The organism is Achromobacter sp. 10T422, from assembly GCF_056394065.1.
The window spans coordinates 493,382-515,855 of record NZ_JBFTHD010000004.1 but is presented as its reverse complement, the minus strand read 5'-3'; the positions used below and the strand labels follow the sequence as shown (position 1 = coordinate 515,855).

At 66.7% G+C, this 22,474-nt stretch carries 23 protein-coding genes; 13 read left to right on the top strand and 10 right to left on the bottom strand.

The features are described from left to right. Together AC1DB0_RS12890 and AC1DB0_RS12885 are read right to left on the bottom strand one after the other, a co-directional pair. A complete protein-coding gene (locus AC1DB0_RS12890; RefSeq protein WP_175169871.1) occupies positions 1 to 840 on the bottom strand; it encodes a lysophospholipid acyltransferase family protein in 840 nt (279 codons plus the stop codon). Next, on the bottom strand, positions 837 to 1,640 hold the full coding sequence (locus tag AC1DB0_RS12885) for a beta-ketoacyl synthase chain length factor (protein ID WP_476757017.1): 804 nt from the start codon (positions 1,638 to 1,640) through the stop codon (positions 837 to 839). Before AC1DB0_RS12885 ends, AC1DB0_RS12890 begins: the two co-directional genes overlap by 4 nt. Before the next feature lie 135 nt (positions 1,641 to 1,775). On the opposite strand from AC1DB0_RS12885, the gene AC1DB0_RS12880 reads away from it, so the two are divergent. From AC1DB0_RS12880 to AC1DB0_RS12850, 7 genes are all read left to right on the top strand, one after another. Continuing rightward, entirely contained in the window at positions 1,776 to 2,402 is a 627-nt protein-coding gene (locus AC1DB0_RS12880; RefSeq protein WP_476757016.1) for a 4'-phosphopantetheinyl transferase family protein, read from the top strand. Between the two features lie 107 nt (positions 2,403 to 2,509). Continuing rightward, complete coding sequence (gene hmpA, locus AC1DB0_RS12875; protein WP_346552718.1) at positions 2,510 to 3,727, top strand: NO-inducible flavohemoprotein; 1,218 nt, start codon at positions 2,510 to 2,512, stop codon at positions 3,725 to 3,727. Between the two features lie 152 nt (positions 3,728 to 3,879). Continuing rightward, positions 3,880 to 4,317: an Rrf2 family transcriptional regulator gene (locus AC1DB0_RS12870; RefSeq protein WP_054422257.1), complete on the top strand. Its 438-nt coding sequence runs from the start codon at positions 3,880 to 3,882 to the stop codon at positions 4,315 to 4,317. A 106-nt stretch (positions 4,318 to 4,423) separates the two neighbouring features. Then, positions 4,424 to 5,671 carry a D-amino acid dehydrogenase gene (locus tag AC1DB0_RS12865; protein ID WP_476757015.1) on the top strand — a complete coding sequence of 416 codons (1,248 nt, stop codon included), beginning with the start codon at positions 4,424 to 4,426 and terminating at the stop codon, positions 5,669 to 5,671. Between the two features lie 215 nt (positions 5,672 to 5,886). Beyond that, the gene (locus AC1DB0_RS12860; protein WP_476757014.1) at positions 5,887 to 6,801 is read left to right on the top strand and encodes a DMT family transporter; all 915 of its coding nucleotides are present in this window, start codon (positions 5,887 to 5,889) and stop codon (positions 6,799 to 6,801) included. Positions 6,802 to 6,976: 175 nt separating this feature from the next. Beyond that, on the top strand, positions 6,977 to 7,972 hold the full coding sequence (locus tag AC1DB0_RS12855) for a proline dehydrogenase family protein (RefSeq protein WP_476757013.1): 996 nt from the start codon (positions 6,977 to 6,979) through the stop codon (positions 7,970 to 7,972). Between the two features lie 18 nt (positions 7,973 to 7,990). Next, the gene (locus AC1DB0_RS12850) at positions 7,991 to 8,803 is read left to right on the top strand and encodes a helix-turn-helix transcriptional regulator (protein ID WP_476757012.1); all 813 of its coding nucleotides are present in this window, start codon (positions 7,991 to 7,993) and stop codon (positions 8,801 to 8,803) included. Here the strand turns inward: AC1DB0_RS12850 and AC1DB0_RS12845 are convergent. After that, the gene (locus AC1DB0_RS12845; RefSeq protein WP_476757011.1) at positions 8,743 to 9,417 is read right to left on the bottom strand and encodes a flavodoxin family protein; all 675 of its coding nucleotides are present in this window, start codon (positions 9,415 to 9,417) and stop codon (positions 8,743 to 8,745) included. The genes AC1DB0_RS12850 and AC1DB0_RS12845 overlap by 61 nt on opposite strands. 159 nt (positions 9,418 to 9,576) lie before the next feature. Between AC1DB0_RS12845 and AC1DB0_RS12840 the strand changes: the two genes are divergently transcribed. Next, entirely contained in the window at positions 9,577 to 10,473 is an 897-nt protein-coding gene (locus AC1DB0_RS12840) for a LysR substrate-binding domain-containing protein (RefSeq protein ID WP_476757010.1), read from the top strand. Here the strand turns inward: AC1DB0_RS12840 and AC1DB0_RS12835 are convergent. Beyond that, entirely contained in the window at positions 10,430 to 11,893 is a 1,464-nt protein-coding gene (locus tag AC1DB0_RS12835; RefSeq protein WP_476757009.1) for an MFS transporter, read from the bottom strand. The two genes, AC1DB0_RS12840 and AC1DB0_RS12835, sit on opposite strands and share 44 nt — an antisense overlap. Positions 11,894 to 12,016: 123 nt before the next feature. Here AC1DB0_RS12835 and AC1DB0_RS12830 point away from each other — a divergent pair, with 123 nt between their 5' ends. From AC1DB0_RS12830 to AC1DB0_RS12815, 4 genes are all read left to right on the top strand, one after another. Then, positions 12,017 to 12,907 (top strand): LysR substrate-binding domain-containing protein, encoded by an 891-nt coding sequence (locus tag AC1DB0_RS12830; RefSeq protein ID WP_476757008.1) that lies wholly within the window; start codon positions 12,017 to 12,019, stop codon positions 12,905 to 12,907. 24 nt (positions 12,908 to 12,931) lie between these two features. After that, positions 12,932 to 13,837, top strand: coding sequence for a LysR family transcriptional regulator (locus tag AC1DB0_RS12825; RefSeq protein WP_175169882.1), 906 nt, complete (start codon positions 12,932 to 12,934; stop codon positions 13,835 to 13,837). 120 nt (positions 13,838 to 13,957) lie between these two features. After that, the gene (locus AC1DB0_RS12820; RefSeq protein ID WP_476757007.1) at positions 13,958 to 14,587 is read left to right on the top strand and encodes a glutathione S-transferase family protein; all 630 of its coding nucleotides are present in this window, start codon (positions 13,958 to 13,960) and stop codon (positions 14,585 to 14,587) included. 117 nt (positions 14,588 to 14,704) lie between these two features. Then, on the top strand, positions 14,705 to 15,673 hold the full coding sequence (locus AC1DB0_RS12815) for a pyridoxamine 5'-phosphate oxidase family protein (RefSeq protein WP_476757006.1): 969 nt from the start codon (positions 14,705 to 14,707) through the stop codon (positions 15,671 to 15,673). 14 nt (positions 15,674 to 15,687) lie between these two features. Here the strand turns inward: AC1DB0_RS12815 and AC1DB0_RS12810 are convergent, their stop codons facing one another. Beyond that, a complete protein-coding gene (locus AC1DB0_RS12810; RefSeq protein WP_175169886.1) occupies positions 15,688 to 16,143 on the bottom strand; it encodes a winged helix-turn-helix transcriptional regulator in 456 nt (151 codons plus the stop codon). Between the two features lie 116 nt (positions 16,144 to 16,259). Here AC1DB0_RS12810 and AC1DB0_RS12805 point away from each other — a divergent pair, with 116 nt between their 5' ends. Next, positions 16,260 to 17,483 (top strand): MFS transporter, encoded by a 1,224-nt coding sequence (locus tag AC1DB0_RS12805; RefSeq protein ID WP_476757005.1) that lies wholly within the window; start codon positions 16,260 to 16,262, stop codon positions 17,481 to 17,483. A gap of 15 nt (positions 17,484 to 17,498) precedes the next feature. Here the strand turns inward: AC1DB0_RS12805 and AC1DB0_RS12800 are convergent, their stop codons facing one another. From AC1DB0_RS12800 to AC1DB0_RS12780, 5 genes are all read right to left on the bottom strand, one after another. After that, positions 17,499 to 17,792, bottom strand: coding sequence for a hypothetical protein (locus AC1DB0_RS12800; protein WP_175169888.1), 294 nt, complete (start codon positions 17,790 to 17,792; stop codon positions 17,499 to 17,501). Position 17,793: 1 nt separating this feature from the next. Further along, positions 17,794 to 18,534 (bottom strand): ABC transporter ATP-binding protein, encoded by a 741-nt coding sequence (locus AC1DB0_RS12795; RefSeq protein ID WP_447981385.1) that lies wholly within the window; start codon positions 18,532 to 18,534, stop codon positions 17,794 to 17,796. After that, positions 18,522 to 19,367: an ABC transporter permease gene (locus AC1DB0_RS12790; protein WP_245636287.1), complete on the bottom strand. Its 846-nt coding sequence runs from the start codon at positions 19,365 to 19,367 to the stop codon at positions 18,522 to 18,524. Before AC1DB0_RS12790 ends, AC1DB0_RS12795 begins: the two co-directional genes overlap by 13 nt. Then, positions 19,364 to 20,374, bottom strand: a complete 1,011-nt coding sequence (locus tag AC1DB0_RS12785; protein ID WP_054422242.1) for an ABC transporter substrate-binding protein — start codon at positions 20,372 to 20,374, stop codon at positions 19,364 to 19,366. Before AC1DB0_RS12785 ends, AC1DB0_RS12790 begins: the two co-directional genes overlap by 4 nt. A 322-nt stretch (positions 20,375 to 20,696) precedes the next feature. Next, the gene (locus tag AC1DB0_RS12780) at positions 20,697 to 22,466 is read right to left on the bottom strand and encodes an acyl-CoA dehydrogenase (RefSeq protein WP_175169890.1); all 1,770 of its coding nucleotides are present in this window, start codon (positions 22,464 to 22,466) and stop codon (positions 20,697 to 20,699) included. Positions 22,467 to 22,474: the final 8 nt, after the last annotated feature.

Here is a 22,474-nt window from a genome sequence, read left to right as displayed (position 1 = left end):
TTAGACTCCGCTGCCACCGTCAGGGGTGGCGTGTTCGTTCATGAGAGCACCGGCCGGCGCGGTGCGCGCCAGTTCGGCTTCGAAATAGGCATGCAGCCAGGCATTCATCTTGCGTCCCGCCGCCGGCAGCGGGTGCGCGCTGCTCCAGACGGCCGGATCAATATCTTCGCCAACCTGAATCACGTAACGCATCCGGCGCGCCGGAATGCGGTACCAGGGTTCGCCTTTGGTCAGGCTGCGCGGATTCATCTGGATGACGACGGGCGTGACGACCCGCGCGCCGCGCAGCGCAATGGCGCAGGCGCCACGGTGAAATTGGGGCAAGGCGTCCGGCGGCGTGCGCGTGCCTTCGGGAAAGACGATCAGCGTTTCGCCGTTGCGCAGCACGTCGGCGGCGCGGTCGAACATGTCGAAGCTTTCATCGTTGGTGATGTAGCCGGCGTTGGCGATGGGGCCGCGCGTGAAGGGGTTGGTGGCCAGCCCGTGCTTGACGATGCAGTTGGCGTTCTTGACGTGGCCCACCAGGAACACGACATCAAGCAGCGACGGGTGGTTCGCCAGAATCATCTGGCCCGGCTTGCCCAGGCGTTCCGCGCCCTTGAACTCCACCGTCAGGATGCCCACGCGGACCATGAACCGGATGAAAAGACGGAACGTGCCGTTCAACGCCCAGCGGGCGCGGCGCTGGCGGTCCAGCCTGTCGCCCGGAAAGAGCCGCTGCGGCGGGAAGACCAGCACGCGCAGCAGCAGGCCGCCCAGGCCGAACATCGTGAACGCCATGCCGGTGGCGACCAGGCGCCAGAGCCAGAAATCCTGGCGGGGTTGCGTGGTGCTAGTCATGCAGTACGGGTCCAGGTCCAGCAGCGGACGTCGTTCGCGTGCCGCCATGTGGGCGTGCAAAGCGTCAGGTGGCGCAGCAGATTCAAGGGGTTGGGCCAGGCGGGCGCCGCTGCCGGGGCGGGCAGGGCGGATGCGCTGGCCGATGCGTTGACCGATGCATTGACCGATGCATTGACCGATGCATTGGCCGACGGGTCAGCCGCTGTATTAGTGGATGCCGTCAGCGTCCAGTCCGTGCCCGGACGCAGGTGAAACGCGGCGGCGTAGGTATAAGGCGCGTCGTCGATCCAGGGAGCGTAGGGCGCGGGCGGGCGTTCTTCGGCCAGCACGACGAGCACGTCTTCATGCCCCTCGCCAAACAGCATGGCGGCTTCCAGGAAGGCGTGCTCCAGCCCGTCGTCTTCCACAGAAAGCGCGATGGACTCGGTGGTTTCGCGGCGTATGATCGACCACTGCGCGGCAATGGCGTTGTGCACCGACAAGCCGAACGCCGTGGGCGACAGCGGCTCATCGGCCGCCAGCGCTTGCAGCAAACCGAAATTGCGCGTGGTTTCCCCATGGCGCGAGGCGAACACCAGCGGCATGGCGGGGCGTTCTGCGGCTAACGGCCAGGCGCACTCGAACACCGCGCGGGCCAGCGGGCTGAGCCGGCGGCGCTGCATGGGCGGCAGAAAGTCGAGGCGGGGCGCGCGTTGTTCACCAAGGGGGCAGTAAGGATGTTCGGCCCACTGTAACCAGTCAGCGGGGGAGTCGATTCCTTGCGCCCAACCTTGCCATTGCGCGATTGAGAACGTCAACATAGCGCGCGATTCTACTATGGCCGCGCGCCTGGATTTTGTTTTTGATGGTTACGTTGTATTCAGTTACTGCCTGTGGGCGTGGTTTTTTTGGTCAATAATTAGTTACTTAATTCCGTGGAATTTCAGGAACTATTCATGTATTGGGCGGACCAACGCGCCGCCGCTCACTATCAAGTGAAGGATCTGTCACCTGATGACGCCCGGCGGGCGCCTCGCGTCACGCCCCGGGCCATAGCAGACTGGCAGGTCAGCCGCGTGTTGCTGCACGCCGTCAGGCAAACCCACCCCCTTTCTGGCGTGATGTCGCTGAGCCACAGCCATGGGCACGCCCTGTGTGGCCGGGCGCCTGCGGGCTGGGCGCTGGGCGTGGATCTGGAACGCCTGCGCCCGCGCAACTTTCTCCAATTGGCGGCCTGGGTGTGTTCCGCGCAAGAGGCGGCGGCGCTGTCCGCGCTGACGGGCAAGGCGCAAGCGGAACGGTTCTATCTGCTGTGGACATTGAAAGAAGCGTTCATCAAGGCCGCCGGGCTGGACTTTCCGGCGGACATGGCCACGGTGGGCCTGGAAACGGATGCGCAAGGCCGGTGGCGGCTGCGCGCGCCGGCAGGCGCCTGGCGCGCGTGCACCTGGCGGGTGGGAACGGAATGGATGGCGTCGGCGGTGTGGCTGGCGCCAGATGGTGACGCGACGTTTCCGTCGTGGCGTCCGGTGGCCGATTGCGGCTTGCCCGCGCTGACACAACTGGGCATCTGGTCTTCCTGAAAGTAGGGATTGGCGCCTGCGCAGCGGGCGTTTTGCCATTGGCCGTTAAAGATGTATTATGAATATATGTTTAAGAGCGAGCACGATCGCAATCCAAGGAGCAGCAGATGTTGAGCCCCCAAATCCGCGCGCTGGTCAAAGCCACGGCCCCCGTTCTCAAGACCCATGGCGTGGCGTTGACCCGCCATTTTTACGCGCGCATGTTCGAGCACAACCCCGAGCTCAAGCACATCTTCAATCAGGGCCATCAGGCCGGCGGCCAGCAGCAGCACGCGCTGGCGGGCGCGGTCACGGCCTATGCGGAACATATCGACGATCCCTCAGTGCTGATGCCGGTGGTGACGCGGATCGTGCACAAGCATGTCAGCCTGGGCATCCGCCCCGAGCACTACGCCATCGTGGGCAAGCATTTGCTGGCGTCCATCCGCGAAGTGCTGGGCGAGGCCGCCACCGACGAACTGGTGGACGCCTGGGCCGCCGCGTATGGGCAGTTGGCCGATCTGCTGATCGCCGAAGAGGCGCGGCTGTACGCCGAGTCGGCCGGCAAGCCGGGCGGCTGGACGGGGTGGCGCGCATTCCGAGTGGTGGGCAAGCAGCCCGAAAGCGCCGAGATCACGTCGTTCTATCTGGCGCCGGCCGATGGCGGCGCAGTGCCGGCATATCAGCCCGGCCAGTATGTGTCTGTGCGCGTCTACGTGCCGGAACTGGGCTTGATGCAGCCGCGCCAATACAGCTTGTCGGATGCGCCGGGCCAGGACCGCCTGCGCATCTCGGTCAAGCGCGAAGCCGCTGGCGTGCAGACGCCGGCCGGGCGTGTGTCCAATGCCCTGCATGACCGTCTGGAAGAGGGCGGCGTGCTGGATGTGGCGCCGCCGCAAGGGGATTTCCATCTGAAGCAAGACGGCGATGCGCCGGTGGTGCTGCTGAGCGGCGGGGTGGGGCTGACGCCGATGGTGTCGATGCTGAACCATCTGGTCAAAACCAACGACGCGCGCCAGATCCGCTTTGTGCACGGCTGTCGCAACCGCTCGGTGCATGCCATGAAAGACCACGTGAACCGCATCGCCGCCGAACGCGGCAACGTGCAAAAGGCCGTGTTCTACGAGGAAATCGCCCACGACGACCAGCCCGGGCGAGACTACGATCACGCGGGCCGCGTGGACTTGCACGCCATCCGCGACAACGCCATCGTGCCCGGCGCCGACTATTACCTGTGCGGCCCGGCGCCCTTCATGCAGGCGCAGCGCGCGGCTTTGCTGGAACTGGGTGTTGCCGCCGATCGCATTCACGCCGAGGCCTTTGGCACCGGAGGCGCGCCGGCCTGAGCGGTGTATCCTGGCGGGCTGATCCGGCTAATCCCGGCTGATCCCGGCTGATCCCGGCTGATCCGGCTGAGTCCGCCCGACCCGGCTGACCTGCCTTACCCGCCTGACCCGCCTGGGCTGACCGCAACCCCGCCGCCCCTGCCACTCCTGCCATGCAACTGACCCGATTCACTGACTTCGGCCTGCGCGTCCTGATGTACCTGACGCAATGCCGCGACCGGCCCGCCGCCGTGACCATTCCCGAAATCGCGGAACGGTTCGCGGTGTCGCGCAATCACCTGGTCAAAGTCGTGCATTTCATGTCGCAGCGGGGGTGGGTCAGCACGTCGCGCGGCAAGGGCGGGGGCATGAGCCTGGCGCGCCCGCCCTGCGATTACCGCGTGGGTGACCTGATCCGCGAACTGGAACAGCAAGGCCCGCTGATCGATTGCCGCGAACCGCCCTGTGCGCTGGACGGCGCCTGCCGCCTGGCCGGCGTGCTGGCGCAGACCTTGAATGCCTTCTACGACGCCCTTAACGGCTACACGCTGGCCGATCTGGTGCGCGACCCGACCGCCGCCGCCATCATCAAGCTGCACCGCGCCGCCTGAGCCGGGGCATGATGTTTTGTTATGGATGCTGCGGCGTTTGGCATTTGCCGGGCGGGCGGCGCGCGTTTCAGAATAGCGGCAACTTCCCGTTTTCTTGGATATAGGTATGCGCGTTTGCGTGATCGGTGCGGGCGTCGTCGGCGTGACGTCCGCCTATTTCCTGGCGCGCCAGGGGCACGACGTGGTGCTGGTGGACAGCCAGGCGCGTCCGGCCGAGGTGTCCAGCTACGCCAACGGCGGCCAGCTCAGCTATAGCTATGTGGCGCCGCTGGCCGGCCCCGGCGTGCTGCCCAGCGTGCCGGGCTGGCTGTTGCGCCGCGATTCCCCGCTGCGGTTCCGGCCCCGGATGGATCTGCATCAATGGCGCTGGTGCCTGCAATTTGCGCTGGCGTGCCGCGCATCGGTGGCCAAGGCGTCCACCGCGCAACTGTTGGGGCTGTCCTATCTCAGCCGCGACGTCATGCATACGCTGCTGGCGCAGGAAGACCTGGCGTTTGGCCATCTTAAAAACGGCAAGCTGATCGCGTATCGCAGCCCGGCCTTGCTCGACAAGGCGCGCGCGCTGGTGGCGTATCAGGCGGGGCATGGCGCCGAACAACAGGTGCTGGACGCCGCACAAACGCTGGCCATGGAGCCAGCGCTGGCCGCCATGGGCAGCAAGCTGGCGGGCGCCATCTACACGCCCAGCGAAGAAGCGGGCGACTGCCGCCAGTTCACCGAAGCCTTGTTCGACCGCCTGCTAGCCATGGGCAATGTGGAATGCGCCATGTCGAACCCGGTGTCGGGCTTGCAGCGCGAAGGCCGGCGCATTGTGGCCGTGAACACGCGCAACGGCGATATCGGCGCGGACGCCGTCGTGCTGGCTACCGGCATCGGCACGCGTAACTTGGTGAAGCCGTTGGGCCAGGACGTGCCGCTGTATCCGCTGAAGGGCTATAGCCTGAGCGTGCCGCTGGCTGATGACGAGACCGTCGCGCCGCGCATCAGCGTGACGGACTACGAACGCCGCATCGTCTATGCGCGCGTGGGCGGCGTGCTGCGCATCGCGGCCATGGTGGATATCGGCAGCGCCAACGCCGACATCGACCCTGCGCGCGTGGCCTTGCTGAAAGAACAGGTGCTGGAAGCGTTCCCCTCGCTGGACCTGCGCCAGGCCATTCCCTGGGCGGGTCTGCGCCCGGCCACGCCCACCGGCAAGCCCCTGATCGGGCGCAGCGGCGCGGCAGACAACCTGTGGCTGAACGTCGGCCAGGGCGCGCTGGGCTTCACCTTGGCTTGCGGCAGCGCGGCCTTGTTGACGGCCCAGATGGCTGGCGTGGAGCTGCCCTTGGACCCGGCGCCTTTCAGGCCCTGATGCGTCCACGCGGTGTCCGGCAGGCCTTTGTACGGCAGGCCCGGTCAGCGGCGCAATATCCCGCAGAGCAATGTCCATTTTGCGATAGTCCGTGCCATTTCATCGGGAGACGGGCTGAACGCCGCTCAATAGGATAGCGATCGTCCCCCGCGCCAACGCGCTTGCGCACGTTGAACGCGGGCGGGTCCGATCCCCTTCCTGCGAGCGTACGCATCATGTCCTATCTGTTCCCCTTGTTCGCCATTCTGTTCTGGGCGGGCAATGTCATCGTGTCGAAGATGGCCGCCAGCGCCATCTCGCCCACCGCCATCACCTTCTACCGACTGGTGCTGGCGCTGTTTCTGATGGGCCTGTTCACGGCCCGCCCGGCCTGGCGCAACCGCAAGGTCATTCTTCGCCACTGGCCCAAGCTGGCGCTGTACGGCGCACTGTCGTCGGCGGTGTTTCAGGCGCTGTCGTATCGCGCGGCCGAAACCACCACCGCCACCAACATGGCCATCCTGACGGCGCTGATTCCGTTGCTGAGCATGCTGCTCAGCGTCGTGATCCTTCGCGATCCGCTGACGCTGGGGATGGCGGCGGGCGGTGTGATGTCGTTTCTGGGGCTGCTGTACCTGGTGGGGCAGGGCGACATGCTTAGCGTGTTTCAGCACGGCATCCACGTGGGCGACGGCCTGATGCTGCTGGCCGCCTTGTCTTATGCGCTGTACGGCGTGCTGCTGCGTCATTGGAAGGTGCCGGTCCCGGCCTGGCAGTCCACGTTCGTGCAATCGATTTTTGCGCTGCTCTACATGCTGCCGCTGTATCTGCGCGTGCCGGCGGCGCAGGCCGCGCTGGATGTGAACACGATTCCGCTCATTCTCTACGCGGGCATTTTCTCGTCGGTGCTGCTGTCGTACCTGTGGATTGAAGGCGTGCACCGGCTTGGCCCCAACCGTTGCAGCATCTTCATCAACCTGCTGCCGCTGTTCACGGCGCTGGCGGCCTTCCTGATGCTGCGCGAGCAACTGCACGGCTATCACTTGCTGGGCGGCGCGGTGACCTTGGCGGGCGTGCTGTTGGCGCAGACGGTGCAACGTCCGCTGTTCGGCCGCCCGCCGGCCACGACGCTGGCCAGTGGCAAGGTGTAGGCGGAGGCGGTTCGATAGCCGCGGCTGAACCACGGGGCGTCCCGCTTCACGGGCGTCCCGCTGCACGGGCGTCTCGCTTCGCCTGGCGACCCGATTAGCCGGGCGACCCATTCACGGGCGTTCAATACGGACGCCCGCCAGCCCGCCATAGTGGTGCTCTCTAGCGGGAGCACCCATGAGCATTTTTCAAAGAACCACCATCGCGCTGGCGCGCAGCCCCCTGATGGGCCGCACGATGCGGGCGATGGCGGCCCGGACGTCACTGGCGCGCCGCTTTGTTGGCGGCGCGGACGTCGATGCGGCCGTCCAGACCGCCTTGCGGCTGCGCGACGCGCACGGCATCCGCGCATCACTCTTCTATCTGGGTGAGTACGTGGCCGAGCCGGTCGCGATCGAGCACAACGTGTCGCAAGCCATCGAAGCGTGCCACGCATTGGGCGCGGCGGGCCTGGATGTGCATGTCTCCATCGACCCCACCGCCATCGGCTTCATGGCAAGCGACGCACTGGGCACGGAAAACGCCCGGCGTATTGGGGCGGCGGCTAGTGCAGCGGCTGGGGCGACAGCTGACTCGGCCGCTCCCCACATCGGCGGCGCCGCCCGCAATTGGGTTGTGCTGGACATGGAAGACTCGGGCATCCGCGACCGCACCTGCGCGCTGCATCGCGACTTGCTGCAAGCCGGGCTACCCGCCGGGCTGACCTTGCAGGCGCGCCGCCGCCGCACGCCGGAAGACCTGGCCTGGGCGATCCGGCAACGCACGTCGCTGCGTCTGGTCAAAGGGGCATTCCCCGAGCGCGCGCTTGACCACGCGGGCCGCGCGCGCATCGATCAGGCCTATCTGGATGCGGCCAGCATCATGTTGTCGCGCGAGGCCCGCGAGTCCGGTTTCTACCCCGTCTTCGGCACGCATGACGACCGCTTGGCCGGCGCCATCATGACGCTGGCGCGCGAGCGCGGATGGCCGCCGGACGCGTTCGAATTCGAGATGCTTTACGGCGTGCGCCCCGACTGGCAACTGGCCCTGCGCGGCTTGGGCTATAACGTCAGGGTCTATCTTCCTTTCGGCGCCGATTGGTGGCCCTACGCCATCCGCCGGGTGGGAGAAAATCCTCGTAACGCGTGGCTGCTGGCCCGGTCGCTGACCTCCGACGGGCACTACTTCGGCTAGCCCCAAGATGGCGGTTTCATGGCGGTTTCCCAACACATCTGGCATTGCGGCGCGGGCCTGCCCGGCGACGTGCTGATCGCCGATCTGCGCGCGTATCGCTACGCGCCCCATTTTCACGACGCCTGGTCCATCGGCGCCATCGAACAAGGGCGCTGCTCCTTCACCGTGCATGGGCAAGCCCATGTGGCCGGCGAGGGCGATCTGGTGGTGATTGCGCCCGGCCAGGTCCACACCGGCGGCACGTCGGCCGCGCCGCTGGCGTATCGCATGGCGTATATCGACGCGGCCTGGTTCAACGACCATGCGCGCGCCCTGTTCGAAAGCGATGCGCAACTGCCCGGGCCGGTGATCAGCGCGCCCGCTTTGTGCACGCAGTGGCTGGCGGCGTTGGCGCCGGATGCCATGGCCGGGGCGGAGCGGGGCAAACAGCTATCCGCTGCCTTGTTCAGCTTGTTGGCGGCCCATGCCCATTGCGCCGACACCGCTTCCACGGATGCCCCCGACGTTTGCGAGCTGCTGCGCGCGCGCATGGCCGCCGATCCCGCTTGCGCGCCAGACTTGGAAGCCTTGGCGCGCGCGCAGCACCGCCATCGCACCACGCTCGTCAAACAGTTCGCGCGCCGCTATGGCCTGCCGCCACAGGCATGGCTGCGCAATTGGCGGGTGGCGCGCGCCCGCGTGTTGCTACGCGATGGCTTGCCGCTGGCGCAGGCGGCGCACGCGGTGGGTTTCGCGGATCAAGCGCACTTGACCCGCGTCTTCAAGCAGGTTTACGGCAGCACGCCCGGCGTGTTGCTGCGCGCGGGCGCGGCCGCTTCCCAGACGTTGTGAGGGCGGGGCGTTTCAACGCGGTAGTCTGAATACTTCCGTTCAAAGAACGACGCGCCCAATTGCTCGGCCGCCAGCAGCGGCTGGCGCGGGTCGGCCGCAATTTCACCCCGGTGGTTGCCCGCGCCATGCACGTAGCCAACAAAATCCGAATGCGTGTAGCGCGAAAATTCCTGCAACTGATGCACGATGCCCAGCGCCGCGCCGGGGTAGGTTTCCTCGGACGCCACCGCCAGCCCCAGCCGCTTGCCCGTCATGCGGGCCTTGACCCGTTCCGGCTCGGGCCCCGCGCCCGCGTAGTGGCTGAACGAGCGGTCAAAGAACGCCTTGGTCTGCGCCGACATCCCGTACCAGTAGATTGGCGTGCAGAACAACACGCCGTCGGCGGGCAGAAAATGTTCCAGGAATAGCTCGTCGTAGCGGTCGGCGGGCACGGGCCGGTGGCGCAGGTCGGGCAGGAAGCCCTGGATGTAGTCGTCCAGGAACAACAGGCTGGCGGGCGTGCCGGCCGCCTCGGCGCCGCGTTGCGCAGCGGCGCCCAATGCGGCGCTGTTGCCGTCTTTCCGGGGGCTGCCCACCAGGACGAGCAGGCGCTTTGATTGATGATGTGAATTCATGTCGGGGTCCTTGGTTTCGTAAGGCGCGCCGCGAAAGGGGCGGGATGCCTTGGTGTCGATGAATCAATATCGATGCCCCAATGTAGAAAACCCGGCTCGCCGCGACAAATGACGATTCCTTGATTAAGATGAATTCACTTCATCTATATAAGCCGCCTCATGTTCGCCTCATTGCCCGTGACCGCCTTGCGCGCTTTTGAAGCAGCCGCCCGGCTGCGCAGCTTCAAGCTGGCGGCGGCTGAGCTGTCGGTCACGCCCACGGCGGTATCGCATCAGATCAAGGCGTTGGAGCGCCAGGCGGGATGTGCGCTGTTTGACCGCGTGCCGCGCGGCGTGCGGCTGACGGACAAGGGCGCGCGCCTGTTTGTCAGCGTGCATGGCGGCTTGCTGGACATTGCGCAGACGCTGGACGCGCTACGGCCCGCGCCGGCATCGGGGGCGTTGACGGTATCCACCACGCATTCGTTTGCAGCCTTGTGGCTGGTGCCCAGGCTTGGCCGCTTCTATCAGGCCTTTCCGCAGTACCAGCTGAATCTGAATGCCAGCGCCGAGCCGGTGGATCTGCTGCAAGACGCCAGCGTGGACGTCGCGGTGCGTTACAGCCCGCATAGCTACCCGGCGTTGCACACTGCCTGTGTATTGCAGGAATGGTTTGGCGTCTACGGCGCGCCCGCGTTGCTTGCCCAGATGGGCAAGCGCAGCGCAAATCGCGCACCCGCGTTGGTGACCGTGCGCTGGCGTGATTCCGAGCTGTACGAACAGGGCTGGCAGGCATGGTGCGGTGCAGCCGGCTTGCCCGCCTGGCGCAAGCCGTCGGCCGTGCATGCCTATGCGGAAGAGCACTACGCGTTGCAGGCGGCCATTGCCGGGCAGGGGTTGGTGCTGGCCAGTTCCGTGATGGTGTCTGACAGCGTGGGCGCGGGCACCTTGGCCGCCGTGCGGCCAGACGTGCGCGTGCCGGGTTCGGCGTACACGGCGCTGTGCGCGCCGGGCCGCGAACGCCATCCGCCGGTCAAGGCGTTTCTGGGCTGGCTGAACCAGGAATTTCAGGCGTAACGCGCGATCGGGCAGGCGCGGCTGGCCGGGGCAGCAAGGGCAACGCGGCCAGCATGCACAGGCCAGCCACCGCCCAAACCAAGGGCCACGAACTTGCCGCAACGCCATGCGCAATGGCAAGCGGCGTCAGGAACAAACCCAGGTAGACGCAGGTGTTGGCCAGCCCCAATGCGGTGCCTGCGCGTTTGGCGCCCGCCAGCGTTGCCAGTTCCGTGTACGCCACCCCATGCCAGGCCGACGCGCAGATGCCCGCCACCGCCAGCAGGCACGCCACTGCCGTTACGGCCAACGGCGCCGATGCCGTGTCGTTGATGGCCCAGGCCAACGCGCCCAGCGCGGCAAACAATACAAAGCTCAACTGCACGCATCGGCGGAGAAAGGCGCGCCGGTTGCCACGGCGGTCGGTCCACCGGCCCGCGGCAATGCGCGCCACCATTGCACCTAGTTGGACGGCCACCATCACCGCCGTCAATGTGCCGATGCCGGCGTGGCTGAAGTCGTGGAGGAAGACGGTGGCGAAGGTCAGCACGGCAAATTGCGGGCAGCACATCACTCCGATGGCGACGGCCGCCCGCCAGACGCGAGCATCGCGTAACGGCGAGGCAGGGGCGGGGCCTGCATCGCGTGCTGACGTAGCGGTGGCCGGGTCCACATCGCGTACTGCCGTAGAGGTGGCCGGGTCCACATCGCGTACTGCCGTGGAGGTGGCGGGGGCCACATCGCGTGCTGCCGTGGAGGTGGCGCGGGTCACACAGCGTAGCGGCGTGGCGGTGGGCGAGCCGCCGTCAGAGGGCGCCACGCTGCCCCGCCTGACGGGTTCGCGCAGCCAGCAGACCGCAAGCAGCGCGGCCGTGGCGCACATCCCGGCCAGCACGCCATACACCGCCGCGAAGCCGGCGTGCGCCGCCAGCCACGGCAGCAACAACGCGCCCAGGCCGCCGCCCAACGGCACGGCGGTTTGCCGGATGCTCATCGCCAGGCCGCGTTCGCCTTCGTCGAACCAAGCCATCACCGCGCGGCCACTGGCGCCGTTGACGCTGCCGCCCAGCATGCCCACCAGCAACAGGCCCAGCGCCAGCAGCCACAAGCCAGGCACGTCGGCGCCGGCCGGGGCGGCGTATAGACTCATCCAGGCCAACGCCGCAGCGGTGGCGCCCAGGCCGGTCAGCAGCACCGGGCGGTCGCCCCAGCGGTCGGTCAGCAATCCCCATGGCAGTTCGAATAGCGCCACGCCCAGCCCCATCAAGCCCAATGCCAAGCCCAGTTGATCGTTGTCCAGCCGGTAGCCGGCACGCATGAACACGGCGGTGGTCGGCAAGCCTGCGGCGGCGGCGGAAAAGGCGGCGTTGGCGGCCACGCCCACGGCCAGCACTTTCCAGCGGTGGGCGGGGCGTTCGGCGGGGTCAAGAGTGACAGGCATGCAAGGCTCCAGCAGACAAATCAAAAAAAGACCTGGCCAGTCTGCGCCTCTGCTATCGTTCTGAAAATCAGGAAATATTGATTCAATAGTTTTGAAAATCAGGATTATTCATTGAGGACAACCATGCGGCAGATCACTTTCGACCTGGACGTGTTGCGCAGCTTCGTCGCAGGCGTGGACCTGGGCAGCTTCGGCCGGGCGGCGGATCGGCTGGGCCGGTCTACATCAGCGGTCAGCGCCCAGATGAAGAAGCTGGAAGAACAGGCCGGCGTGCCGCTGCTGCGCAAAGAAGGGCGAGGCCTGGCGTTGACCGACGCCGGTGAAACGATGCTGGCGTATGCGCGCCGGTTGCTGGACTTGAACGATCAGGCGGCGCGCGCCGTGCGCGGGGTCGAGCTGCAAGGCATCGTGCGCCTGGGCTTGCAGGAAGACTTCGGCGAAATGCTGTTGCCCCAGGTGTTGGGGCAATTTGCGCGGGCGCATCCAAAAGTCAGGATCGAAGCGCGGGTCGCGCGCAACACCGACTTGCTGGAACGCATTGCGCTAGGCCAGTTGGATCTGGCGCTGGCGTGGGATCACGACGCGCGGGTGCCGCATGCGCAGCATTTGCTGGACTTGCCGATGCGCTGGATCGGCCCCGCACAACCCGTGTCCGCGCCGCTGCGGGACGACGCAGGCGAGGTGCCGCTGGTGGCCTTCGAGGCGCCTTGCCTGTTCCGCAACTGCGCGACGGGCGCGCTGGACCGCGCCAATCAGCCGTGGCGCGCGGTCTACACCAGCCCCAGTCTGGCGGGGTTGTGGGCGGCGGTGGCGGCGGGCCTGGGGGTAACGGTGCGCACCCCGCTTGGGTTGCCCGCATCGGTGCGCGCCTTGGCCCCGGGCGAGCACGATTTGCCGGCGCTGCCATCTATAGCGCTATCGCTGTATCGCAGCCAGGCGCAGCCCGATTCCGTTGCGGCCGCGTTAGGCAATATCGTTCGCCAGTGCATCCAGGACAGCGCCGCCCGCCTGTAGGCCGCGCAAGACCGAGACCCCACCATGAATCAATTCCATGAAATGACCGTGTTCCTGGCCGTGGCCGACGCGCAAAGCTTCGCCGCCGCCGCCCGGCGTCTGGCCATGTCGGCGCCGACGGTGACGCGCAGCGTGGCGGCGCTTGAACGGCGGCTGGGCGCGTTGCTGCTGGTGCGCACCACGCGCAGCTTGCGTCTGACCGAAGCGGGCCAACGCTATGCCGCCGACTGCCGCCGCATTCTGGACGAGGTCGAGCAAGCCGACGACGCCGCCGCCGGCGTGATGGCCGCCCCGCGGGGCGCGCTGCACATCACCGCGCCCGCGCTCTTCGGCGAGCTTCACGTGATGCCGGCGGTGCTGGGCTATTTGCGCGCGCATCGCGAAGTGTCGGTGCGCACCTTGCTGGTGGACCGCGTGGTGAATTTGATGGACGAGGGCGTGGACGTGGCCGTGCGCATCGGCCCCTTGCCGGATTCGTCATTGACGGCGGTGCCGGTGGGGCAGGTGCGCCGCGTGGTGTGCGCCTCGCCCGCCTTCCTGCGCGAACACGGGGTGCCGGAAGATCTGGAAGCGTTGCAACGGCGCTGCACGATCACCGCCGCCATGGAAGGGCGCAGCGCGCAATGGCGCTTCATGCAAGACGGCGAACTGCACCGCCTGAGCATGGAGTCGCAGCTGACGGTCACGTCGTTTCAGGCCGCTGTGCTGGCCGCGTGCGAAGGGTGGGGGCTGACGCAGGTGGTGTCGTATCAAGTGGCCCGCCACCTGCAAAGCGGCGCCTTGCAGGTGGTGCTGCGCGAATTCGAAGCGCCGCCCATGCCGGTGCATGTGGTGTATCCCGAGGGCAGGCGCAGCTCGGCCAAGGTGCGCAGCTTTGTGGAATTCTGCGTTGAAGCCTTGCGCCGGGATCTGGCGGCGCTGCCGGTATAGGAGCCGCGCGTCCGGCGTTCTTTCAGTTTCTGTAATAGTGTCTTGCCGCCGCTGGCGGTTCACGGCAGGCGCGCATCGGCTCAAGATGCAGACATCGCTTATCCATTTGGAAACTACGCCATGTCTGCCGCTCCGTTGACCTTCTACAGCTTCCCCTTGTCTGGCCACGCGCACCGCGTCGCGCTGATGTTGTCTTTGCTTGACGTGCCGCATCGTTGCGTTGACGTCAATTTGCGCCAGGCCGAACAGAAGCGTCCCGAATTCCTGGCGCTGAACGCCTTCGGCCAGGTGCCGGTGATTGACGACAACGGCACCGTAGTGGCGGATTCCAATGCCATCCTGGTCTATCTGGCCAAGCGCTACGGGGGTGCTGCGTGGTTGCCCGAAGACGCCGTGGGTGCGGCTGCGGTGCAGCGCTGGTTGTCAGTAGCGGCCGGCCCCTTGGCCAACGGCCCCGCTTCGGCCCGCCTCGTGACCGTGTTCGGCGCGGCGTTCGATATCGACGCCACGCTGGCGCGCGCGCATGCCTTGCTGGCGGTGATGGATAGCGAACTCAGCCGCCGCGACTTCCTGGCGGGCGACACCCCGACCATCGCGGACGTGGCCTGCTACACCTATGTGTCGCATGCGCCCGAAGGCAATGTGGCGCTGACGGGGTATCCGAACATCCAGCAGTGGCTTGCCCGCATCGAGTCCCTGCCGCGCTTCGTGCCGATGGCGCGCACGGCGGCCGGCTTGCAAGCGGCTTGAATGGCTTAACGGCTTGAACGGCTTAATGGCTTGACCGCCTTAACGCCTTAACGGCTTAACGGTTCGAGCGGCTTGAACGGAATGTACCCCGGCCCCCGCGCCGGCAAGGAGCGCATCATGATCCCCGCTGATTCCCTACCCGAAGCCTCGCCCTGGCATGCCGGCGAACGCGCGCTGCATGCGCACGTCGGTATGGCCGAACGCATGGCGCAGATCGGCCCCAAGCTGCTGCGCGACTACATGCCGGACCAGCACCGCATGTTCTTCGCGCAACTGCCTTTTCTGGTGATGGGAACGGTGGACGAGCAGGGCGACCCCTGGGCGGGCGTGCTGGAAGGCCAGCCGGGGTTTGCGATGTCGCCGGACCCCCACCTGCTGCGCGTGGCGGCCGTGCCGGATGCCGACGACCCGCTGCGCGCGGGCCTGGCCGATGGCAAGTCGGTTGGCCTGCTGGGCATAGAACTGCATACGCGCCGGCGCAATCGCATGAATGGCCGGATCGCAGCCTGGGACGGCAAGCGTTTCGACGTGGCGGTGGCGCAGTCCTTCGGCAATTGCCCGCAGTACATCCAGTCGCGCGAGTTTTATTTTTCGCGCTCGCCCGCATTGCGATTCGCCGCCCCGCCGCAAGAAAAATCGCAGCTGGACGACGCCGCCCGCGCGCTGATCCAGGCGTCCGACACGTTCTTCGTGGCGACCTATGTTGACGACGCGAAGGGCGGCCGCTCGGTCGATGTGTCGCACCGGGGCGGCAAGCCGGGCTTCGTGCGCGTAGACGGCAACGTGCTGACCATTCCCGATTTTTCAGGCAACCGGTTCTTCAACACGCTGGGCAACATCGTGGCGAACCCGCGCGCGGGACTCGTCTTCATCGACTTTGAACGCGGTGATGTCTTGCAGGTGTCAGGCCAGGCGGAAGTGGTGCTGGACAGCCCCGAGATCGACACCTTCGCCGGCGCGGAACGGCTCTGGCGTGTGGACGTGCGCCGCGTGGTCCGGCGGCCCGGCGCGTTGGCGCTGCGGTGGAAATTCGATGCTTATTCGCCGACGTCGCTGGGGACGGGGGCGTGGCCGCCAGCGGCCTAAGCCACCTAAGCCACCTACGCTGCCTGCGCTGTCTTCTGCACCAGCGTGTCGTCCGGCTCCAGCAAGCGTCCGTCTTGCGCGCGGATTTCCAGGCGGCGTACCGGCTGGCCGCGCTTGCGGTCGATCAGGGTGGAATGGGCTTCGGACGGGCCGTAGTAATGGTCTTCGCCCCATTGGCGCAAGCCCACGATGACGGGGAAGAGCGCGCGGCCTTTGTCCGTGAGCACGTATTCCTGATAGGCGCTGCCGTCCGACGCGGGAGCCACGGCAAGGATGCCGTGGGCGACCAGGGTGCGCAGCCGGTCGCTCAGGATGTTCTTGGCCACGCCCAGGCTTTTCTGGAATTCGCCAAAGCGCCGCAATCCATCAAACGCATCGCGCACGATCAACAGCGACCACCAGTCGCCGATCGCGTCTAAGGAACGCGCCACTGGACAGGCGGCGCCTTCAAGGCTGGTGCGTTTGACCATGTCGAACCCTTAAGCAAGTAGAAGACGGGGGACTGCGCATCGGACTTAACGGTTGCATTATAAAACCTTAAGATCTAGCATTCTGGTTTCGTAATAAAACCATAATAGGAAACCTGATGCTKCCCCAATCTGACCCCGCAAGAGGGGAACCCGAGGTTCGCCTGCCCACGTCGACGGTGTTGCTGCTGGCTGTGGCTTGCGCGTTGAGCGTGGCCAACGTCTATTACGCGCAACCCTTGCTGGATGCGATCGGGCGCGAGTTCGCGCTGGACGACGCCGCGGTGGGCGTCGTTGTCACCGCCACGCAATTGGGCTGCGCACTGGCCTTGCTGTTCGTCGTGCCGCTGGGTGATTTGCTGGACCGGCGCCGCTTGATGATCGGGCAATTGGGCTTGCTGGTGCTGGCGTTGATGGCGGTGGCGCTGTCGTCCAACACGCCCTGGCTGCTGACCGGCATGGTGGCGCTGGGATTGCTGGGAACGGCGATGACGCAGGGCTTGCTGGCGCTGTCTGCCGCGTTGGCCGCGCCGGGGGAGCGCGGGCGTGTCGTGGGCGCGGCGCAGGGCGGGGTGGTGATTGGTTTGCTGCTGGCGCGCACGGTGGCGGGCGTGGTGGCGGATGCCGCGGGATGGCGTGCGGTGTATGTCGTGTCAGCGATAGTGGCCGCCGTGCTGGCGATGGTGCTGATGCGCCGCTTGCCGCAACGCCGTTTGCCCACGGCGAACCTGTCGTACTGGGCGCTGCTGCGTTCGCTGTACACGTTGCTGGCCACCGAACCGGTGCTGCGCGTGCGCGGCATGATCGCCTTGCTGATGTTTGCGGCTATCAGCGCATTCTGGACGGCGCTGGTGTTGCCGCTGAGCGCGCCGCCGCATGGCTTGTCGCACACGGCGATTGGCGCGTTTGGGCTGGTCGGCGTGTTGGGCGTGTTGATGGCGGCGCGGGCCGGGCGCTGGGCTGACAGTGGGTTCGCGCAGCGCACCACGGGCGCGGGCTTGCTGCTGTTATGCCTGGCGTGGGCGCCCATTGCGTTGCTGGACCACAGCCTGTGGGCGCTGGCGCTGGGCGTGCTGATTCTGGACGTGGCGCTGCAAGCGCTGCACGTGACCAATCAGACGATGATCTTCAGCATCAGCGCGCAGGCGCACAGCCGCCTGGTCGGCGCCTACATGATGTTCTACGCCGTGGGCAGCGGGCTGGGCGGCATTGCCTCCACGGCGGTGTATGCACGAGCGGGCTGGCTGGGGGTGAGTGCGCTGGGCGCGGGCATCAGCGTGGTGGCGTTGCTGTTTTGGGTGGCGACCTTGCCGCGCAAGGTATCGCAGCCGCTGCGGTGCTGAATCAAGCCCGTGATTTCAAGCCCGCATATACGCCCAGCCGTCCGCCTGACGCTGCGCAATATGCAGCACCGCGGCAGGCGCCGTTTGCACGTGGGCTGGCGCGGTGGCGCCCGTCGCGGTCAGCGTGTTCTGGCACAGCACCAGATGTTCGTCCGTGGGATGCGGTTCGGCCAGCGCGGCGGCCACGGCGCCGGCGTTGGCCACGATCTCCACCCGGGCTTGCGGGTCGGCCTTCTTCAGGTTCGCGGCGTTGCGGCGGGCGCGGTCCAGCGAGGCGGGAGTGGGGGCGTGTATCAGCAGTTGAATCATGTCAGTGGTGTTCCAGCGTGTGGGCGATGGCCGCCACCTGTGCGGCGAAGGCCGCCGCGCCACGGTCGCGGGGGCGCGGCAGGCCGATATCGTAACTGCCCACGATATTGGCGGGGTGCCCGCCCAGCACCACGACCTTGTCGGCCAGGAACACCGCTTCTTCGATGTCGTGCGTCACGAACAGCACCGCCGCGCCAGAAGCCTGCCAGACGCGGATCAGCTCTTGTTGCAGGTTGCGGCGCGTGATGGCGTCAACCGCGCTGAAGGGTTCGTCCATCAACAGCAGGTCGGGCTTGACCGCCAGCGCGCGCGCAATGCCCACCCGCTGCGCCTGGCCGCCCGACAGCTGATGCGGCCAGCGCCGGCCGTAGTCGGCCATGTCGGTCAGTTGCAGCGCCGAGGCGATGCGTTGCGATTTTTCTTCGCGGTCCAGCCCCAGGCCTTCCAGCCCATAGCCCACATTGCCGCCCACCGTGCGCCACGGCATCAGGCGGCTGTCTTGAAACACCACGGCGCGTGTGCGGCGGCCCGGGCGCGGCTGCGCCTGGAACTGGACGTCGCCGGAGGTCGGCTCGGTCAGCCCGGCGGCGGCGCGCAGCAAGGTGGACTTGCCCACACCCGAGCCGCCCACCACCGCAACAAAGCTGCCCGCTTCAATCTGCAACGACAAGCCCTGGATGACCGGCGCGGCCGCGCCCGGATGCTGATAAGACAGCTTCGAAAACTCAATTACGGACGCCATTGCAGCACCTTGCTTTCGACGGCGGAGAACGCCAGGTCGCAGATTGTGTAGACCAGCGAAATGATCAGCATGTAGACGACGACGGCGTCGTAAGCGCCGACGCCCGCCGCAGCGTTCATCTCTTGGCCCATGCCCGGCACGCCCAGCAGTTCGGCCGCGATCAAGGTCATCCAGGCCTGGCCAATGCCGGTGCGCACGCCCGACAAGGCGCCGGGCGCGATGGCGGGCAGCGTCACGGAAAACGCGCGCGCCAGATAGCCGCCGTGGCCAAACGCGCGGGCCAGTTCGTAATAGCGAGGGTCTACGTTGCGCACGGCGCTGTAGGTGGCGAAGTAGTTCACCCAGAACACGCCGATAGCGATGACGAAGGCCGCGCCCGCGTGGCTGACCTTGAACCAGGCAATGGCGAATACCACCCAGGCCAGCGGCGGAATCGGGCGCAGGATGCGGGCCAGATACGCCTGCATCAGATCAAAGCGCGGCAGCGTCGCGGCGGCCAGCCCCACGCCGAAGCCCAGCGCAGTGCCCAGCGCCAGCCCCCAGAAATAGTGCACCAGGCTGGACCCGATGGCGGGCAGTAAACGGCCCGATTGCCATTCCTGCGCCAAGGTGCCGGGCAGCGCGAACGGATCGGGCAGGGTGCCGCGCGGCGCCCATTCCCAGATCAGCGCGGCTTTCCAGATGCCTATGAAAATGATCAGCCCCGCAATGCCATAGGCCGCCCGGCGCGCGGCGGCCAGCCAGGGCGGCGGGCCGTTGCGGGGCGATGACTGCGGGGCTGTCCGCAGGGATGATGACCCCGGCGCGGCGGTCACGTGCGCGCCCTGGCTCATGGCTTGGCGGCCTTGTCGTAGTAGCGGGTGTCGAACAATTGCTTCACATCCACGGGCGGCGCTTCCACCGTGCCAAGCGTGGCCTGGAACGTTTGCAGCTCGGCCGTCGCATTGACGATGGCGTGCGGGTTGGCCTCGAATTGGTCGTGCGAGCTGCGGATGGCTTTCTCGACCAGCGCGCGGTCCAGGCGGCCGCCACCCACGTATTTCTGTACGTAGCCTGCGGCCTTGGCCGGGTCGTTCTTCAACAGCGCCGTGGCCGCCAGATGCGCGTTCACCAGTTGCTGCACGGTGTCGGGATGGTCGGCGATGAGCTTTTCACGCACCAGCAGCACAGCGCCCGGCTGCTTGGGAAACAGCTCGGACCCCCGTGCCACCACGCGCGATTCCGGGGCGCGGGTCAGCACGGTGGTGACGGTGGGTTCCAGGATGGCCGCGCCATCAATGGCGCCCGTCAGCAGCGATTGCTGAATCTGGGCTTCGCCTTGATAGATGAGTTCGACGCTGGCCGGGTCAGCCTTGATCTGATTGCGTAGCCAATATTGCAACGCGGCTTCCGGCACGGCGCCCTTGGGATAGCTGGCGATGACGGGCTTGCGGCCGTGATCCTTGGCGAAGCGGGCGAAGGCGGTGGCCGGGTCGCCCGACGCGAAGTAGGGCGCCAACGGGCCCAGCGCCACCACGTTGACCTGTTCAACGATGTTCGACGCCACGACCTTGATCGGCGCGCCCTTGGCGCGCGCCACCAGCGCCGGCCCAATGCCCACGTAGGCGGCGTCCAACTGGCCGGCGATCAGCGCTTGCGTCAGCGCCGGGCCGCTCTGGAATTGCACCAGCTTGGGCGCGGGGGCGCCCTTGGCTTGCAGCGTGCCTTCTTCCAGTCCGACGAACAATTGCGCGTCGGGCAAGATCGGCAGATAGCCGATTTCCAGGACGGGCGGGGCGGACAGGGCGGGGGCAGTGGCGGCAGCGGAAAGCAGGGTGGCAATCAAGAGCTTGCGGAACATGGGGAATCCTGTGAATCGCGCCTTGATACGGCTGGCGCTTTGCCTACGGGCAAAGGGTTTTCCGGTGTCCGTTTAATGATTTTAAATATGTTTATTCTCGTTCTTTATTCTTTATGGTTATATGCTTAATGACGGGGCCAGAGCGCATTCTGACCGCCCGCGCATGCAAAGAGACCGCCCTGAAGGCGGTCTCTTTGGGTAGCACACGCTGTCACGCTGGCTATTGCGCTCGTTGTCGCACGAGGGGCAAGCCAAGTGCCCAGCTGCCGCGCTCGTTATCCTTCCGGGCGCGAACCCCGTGCCGAGCCGGTCGCTTGCTGGCTTAAGGCTGGACCTCGTAATCCTTCGAACCCAGCACCACCGCTGCCAAGCCCGGCGCCTGCGTCAGCTTGTGCAAGGCGTAGCACTGCACGGTGGCGATCTTGGCGTCGTGGAACGCCGGGTCTTCCTGGCGATGGTCCAGGCTCGCGAGCAACGCGCGCGCCATCTGCCAACCGGCCAGCGTCGTGCCCGCCAGCAGCAGATACGGCACGGCCGAACCGAAGACGGCGTTGGGCGCGCCGGCCGCGTTGGCCAGCACGAAGTCCACCACATTCGCCAACGCCATCCGTGCCTGGCGCAGCGGCTTCAGCACCAGAGCAGCGGCCGGTTCGCTGCGCGATTCCAGCTCCTTTTCCGTTTGCTGGATGCCGGCGAGCAAGGCTTGCGCCACCGCGCCGCCATCGCGCAAGGTCTTGCGGCCGACCAGGTCATTCGCCTGGATGGCGGTGGTGCCTTCATAGATGGTCAGGATGCGGGCGTCGCGGTAGTACTGCGCGGCGCCGGTTTCCTCGATGAAGCCCATGCCGCCGTGCACCTGCACGCCCAGGCTGGCGACGTCGATCGACATTTCGGTGCACCAGCCTTTCACGATGGGCACCAGAAATTCCTGGATGGCCAACTGGTGTTTGCGTTCGGTGGCGTCGGGGCTGGCGTGCGCCAGATCGGCATGGCCGGCGGTCACATAGGCCAGCGCGCGGCCCGCTTCGGTCAGGGCGCGCATCGTGCCCAGCATGCGGCGCACGTCGGGGTGCTGGATGATGGGCACTGCCTCGCGCGATGAGCCATCAACCGGGCGGCTCTGCACGCGTTCGGCGGCGTAGGCCAGCGCATGCTGGTACGCGCGGTCAGCGATGGCGATGCCCTGCACGCCCACCGCGTAGCGCGCGGCGTTCATCATGATGAACATGGCGTCCAGCCCGCGGTTTTCCTGGCCGACCAGATAGCCCAGCGCGCCGCCCGCATCGCCGAATTGCAGCGTGGCGGTGGGGCTGGCCTTGATGCCCAGCTTGTGCTCAATCGACACGCACTCGACGTCGTTGCGGGCGCCCAGCGAGCCGTCTTCGTTCACCAGGAACTTGGGCACCAGGAACAGCGAAATGCCCTTCACGCCTTCGGGCGCGTCGGGCAGCCGGGCCAGCACCAGGTGCAGGATGTTCTCGGTCAGATCGTGGTCGCCATAGGTGATGAAGATCTTGGTGCCGGACAGCCGGTACGTGCCATCGCCCACGGGCTGTGCGCGCGTGCGGATCATGGCCAGGTCGGAACCGGCCTGCGGCTCGGTCAGGTTCATGGTGCCCGTCCACTGGCCCGAAATCATGGGGCCGATGAAGCGCGATTTCAGTTCGGGCGAGCCGGCCGTCAGCAGGGCTTCGATGGCGCCGTTGGTCAGCAGCGGGCACAGCGCGAACGACAGATTGGCGGCGTTCAGCATTTCAGAGCAAGGCGAGCCGATCAGGCCGGGCAGGCCCTGGCCGCCGTACTCAACGGGATGCGACATGCCCTGCCAGCCGGCTTCGGTGTATTGGCGGAAAGCCTGCTTGAAGCCGGGCGAGGTCGTGACCTTGCCGTCGCGCCAGGCGCTGGGTTCGCGGTCGGCGGCGTGGTTCAGCGGCGCCAGCACATCGGCGGCGAAGTGGGCGGACTCTTCCAGCACAGCTTGGGCGGTGTCGGGCGTGGCCTCCTCGTAACCGGGCAGCGCGGCAACTTGCTGCAGGCCGGCCAGATGGTTCAACACGAACAACATGTCTTTCACGGGGGCTTGGTACGTCATGGCCTCGG

Excerpts from the sequence above, each read along its gene's own strand:
- AC1DB0_RS12890 (WP_175169871.1), bottom strand. The coding sequence starts at position 840 with ATGACTAGCACCACGCAACCCCGCCAGGATTTCTGGCTCTGGCGCCTG.
- AC1DB0_RS12885 (WP_476757017.1), bottom strand. The coding sequence starts at position 1,640 with ATGTTGACGTTCTCAATCGCGCAATGGCAAGGTTGGGCGCAAGGAATC.
- AC1DB0_RS12880 (WP_476757016.1), top strand. The coding sequence starts at position 1,776 with ATGTATTGGGCGGACCAACGCGCCGCCGCTCACTATCAAGTGAAGGAT.
- hmpA (WP_346552718.1), top strand. The coding sequence starts at position 2,510 with ATGTTGAGCCCCCAAATCCGCGCGCTGGTCAAAGCCACGGCCCCCGTT.
- AC1DB0_RS12870 (WP_054422257.1), top strand. The coding sequence starts at position 3,880 with ATGCAACTGACCCGATTCACTGACTTCGGCCTGCGCGTCCTGATGTAC.
- AC1DB0_RS12865 (WP_476757015.1), top strand. The coding sequence starts at position 4,424 with ATGCGCGTTTGCGTGATCGGTGCGGGCGTCGTCGGCGTGACGTCCGCC.
- AC1DB0_RS12860 (WP_476757014.1), top strand. The coding sequence starts at position 5,887 with ATGTCCTATCTGTTCCCCTTGTTCGCCATTCTGTTCTGGGCGGGCAAT.
- AC1DB0_RS12855 (WP_476757013.1), top strand. The coding sequence starts at position 6,977 with ATGAGCATTTTTCAAAGAACCACCATCGCGCTGGCGCGCAGCCCCCTG.
- AC1DB0_RS12850 (WP_476757012.1), top strand. The coding sequence starts at position 7,991 with ATGGCGGTTTCCCAACACATCTGGCATTGCGGCGCGGGCCTGCCCGGC.
- AC1DB0_RS12845 (WP_476757011.1), bottom strand. The coding sequence starts at position 9,417 with ATGAATTCACATCATCAATCAAAGCGCCTGCTCGTCCTGGTGGGCAGC.
- AC1DB0_RS12840 (WP_476757010.1), top strand. The coding sequence starts at position 9,577 with ATGTTCGCCTCATTGCCCGTGACCGCCTTGCGCGCTTTTGAAGCAGCC.
- AC1DB0_RS12835 (WP_476757009.1), bottom strand. The coding sequence starts at position 11,893 with ATGCCTGTCACTCTTGACCCCGCCGAACGCCCCGCCCACCGCTGGAAA.
- AC1DB0_RS12830 (WP_476757008.1), top strand. The coding sequence starts at position 12,017 with ATGCGGCAGATCACTTTCGACCTGGACGTGTTGCGCAGCTTCGTCGCA.
- AC1DB0_RS12825 (WP_175169882.1), top strand. The coding sequence starts at position 12,932 with ATGAATCAATTCCATGAAATGACCGTGTTCCTGGCCGTGGCCGACGCG.
- AC1DB0_RS12820 (WP_476757007.1), top strand. The coding sequence starts at position 13,958 with ATGTCTGCCGCTCCGTTGACCTTCTACAGCTTCCCCTTGTCTGGCCAC.
- AC1DB0_RS12815 (WP_476757006.1), top strand. The coding sequence starts at position 14,705 with ATGATCCCCGCTGATTCCCTACCCGAAGCCTCGCCCTGGCATGCCGGC.
- AC1DB0_RS12810 (WP_175169886.1), bottom strand. The coding sequence starts at position 16,143 with ATGGTCAAACGCACCAGCCTTGAAGGCGCCGCCTGTCCAGTGGCGCGT.
- AC1DB0_RS12800 (WP_175169888.1), bottom strand. The coding sequence starts at position 17,792 with ATGATTCAACTGCTGATACACGCCCCCACTCCCGCCTCGCTGGACCGC.
- AC1DB0_RS12795 (WP_447981385.1), bottom strand. The coding sequence starts at position 18,534 with ATGGCGTCCGTAATTGAGTTTTCGAAGCTGTCTTATCAGCATCCGGGC.
- AC1DB0_RS12790 (WP_245636287.1), bottom strand. The coding sequence starts at position 19,367 with ATGAGCCAGGGCGCGCACGTGACCGCCGCGCCGGGGTCATCATCCCTG.
- AC1DB0_RS12785 (WP_054422242.1), bottom strand. The coding sequence starts at position 20,374 with ATGTTCCGCAAGCTCTTGATTGCCACCCTGCTTTCCGCTGCCGCCACT.
- AC1DB0_RS12780 (WP_175169890.1), bottom strand. The coding sequence starts at position 22,466 with ATGACGTACCAAGCCCCCGTGAAAGACATGTTGTTCGTGTTGAACCAT.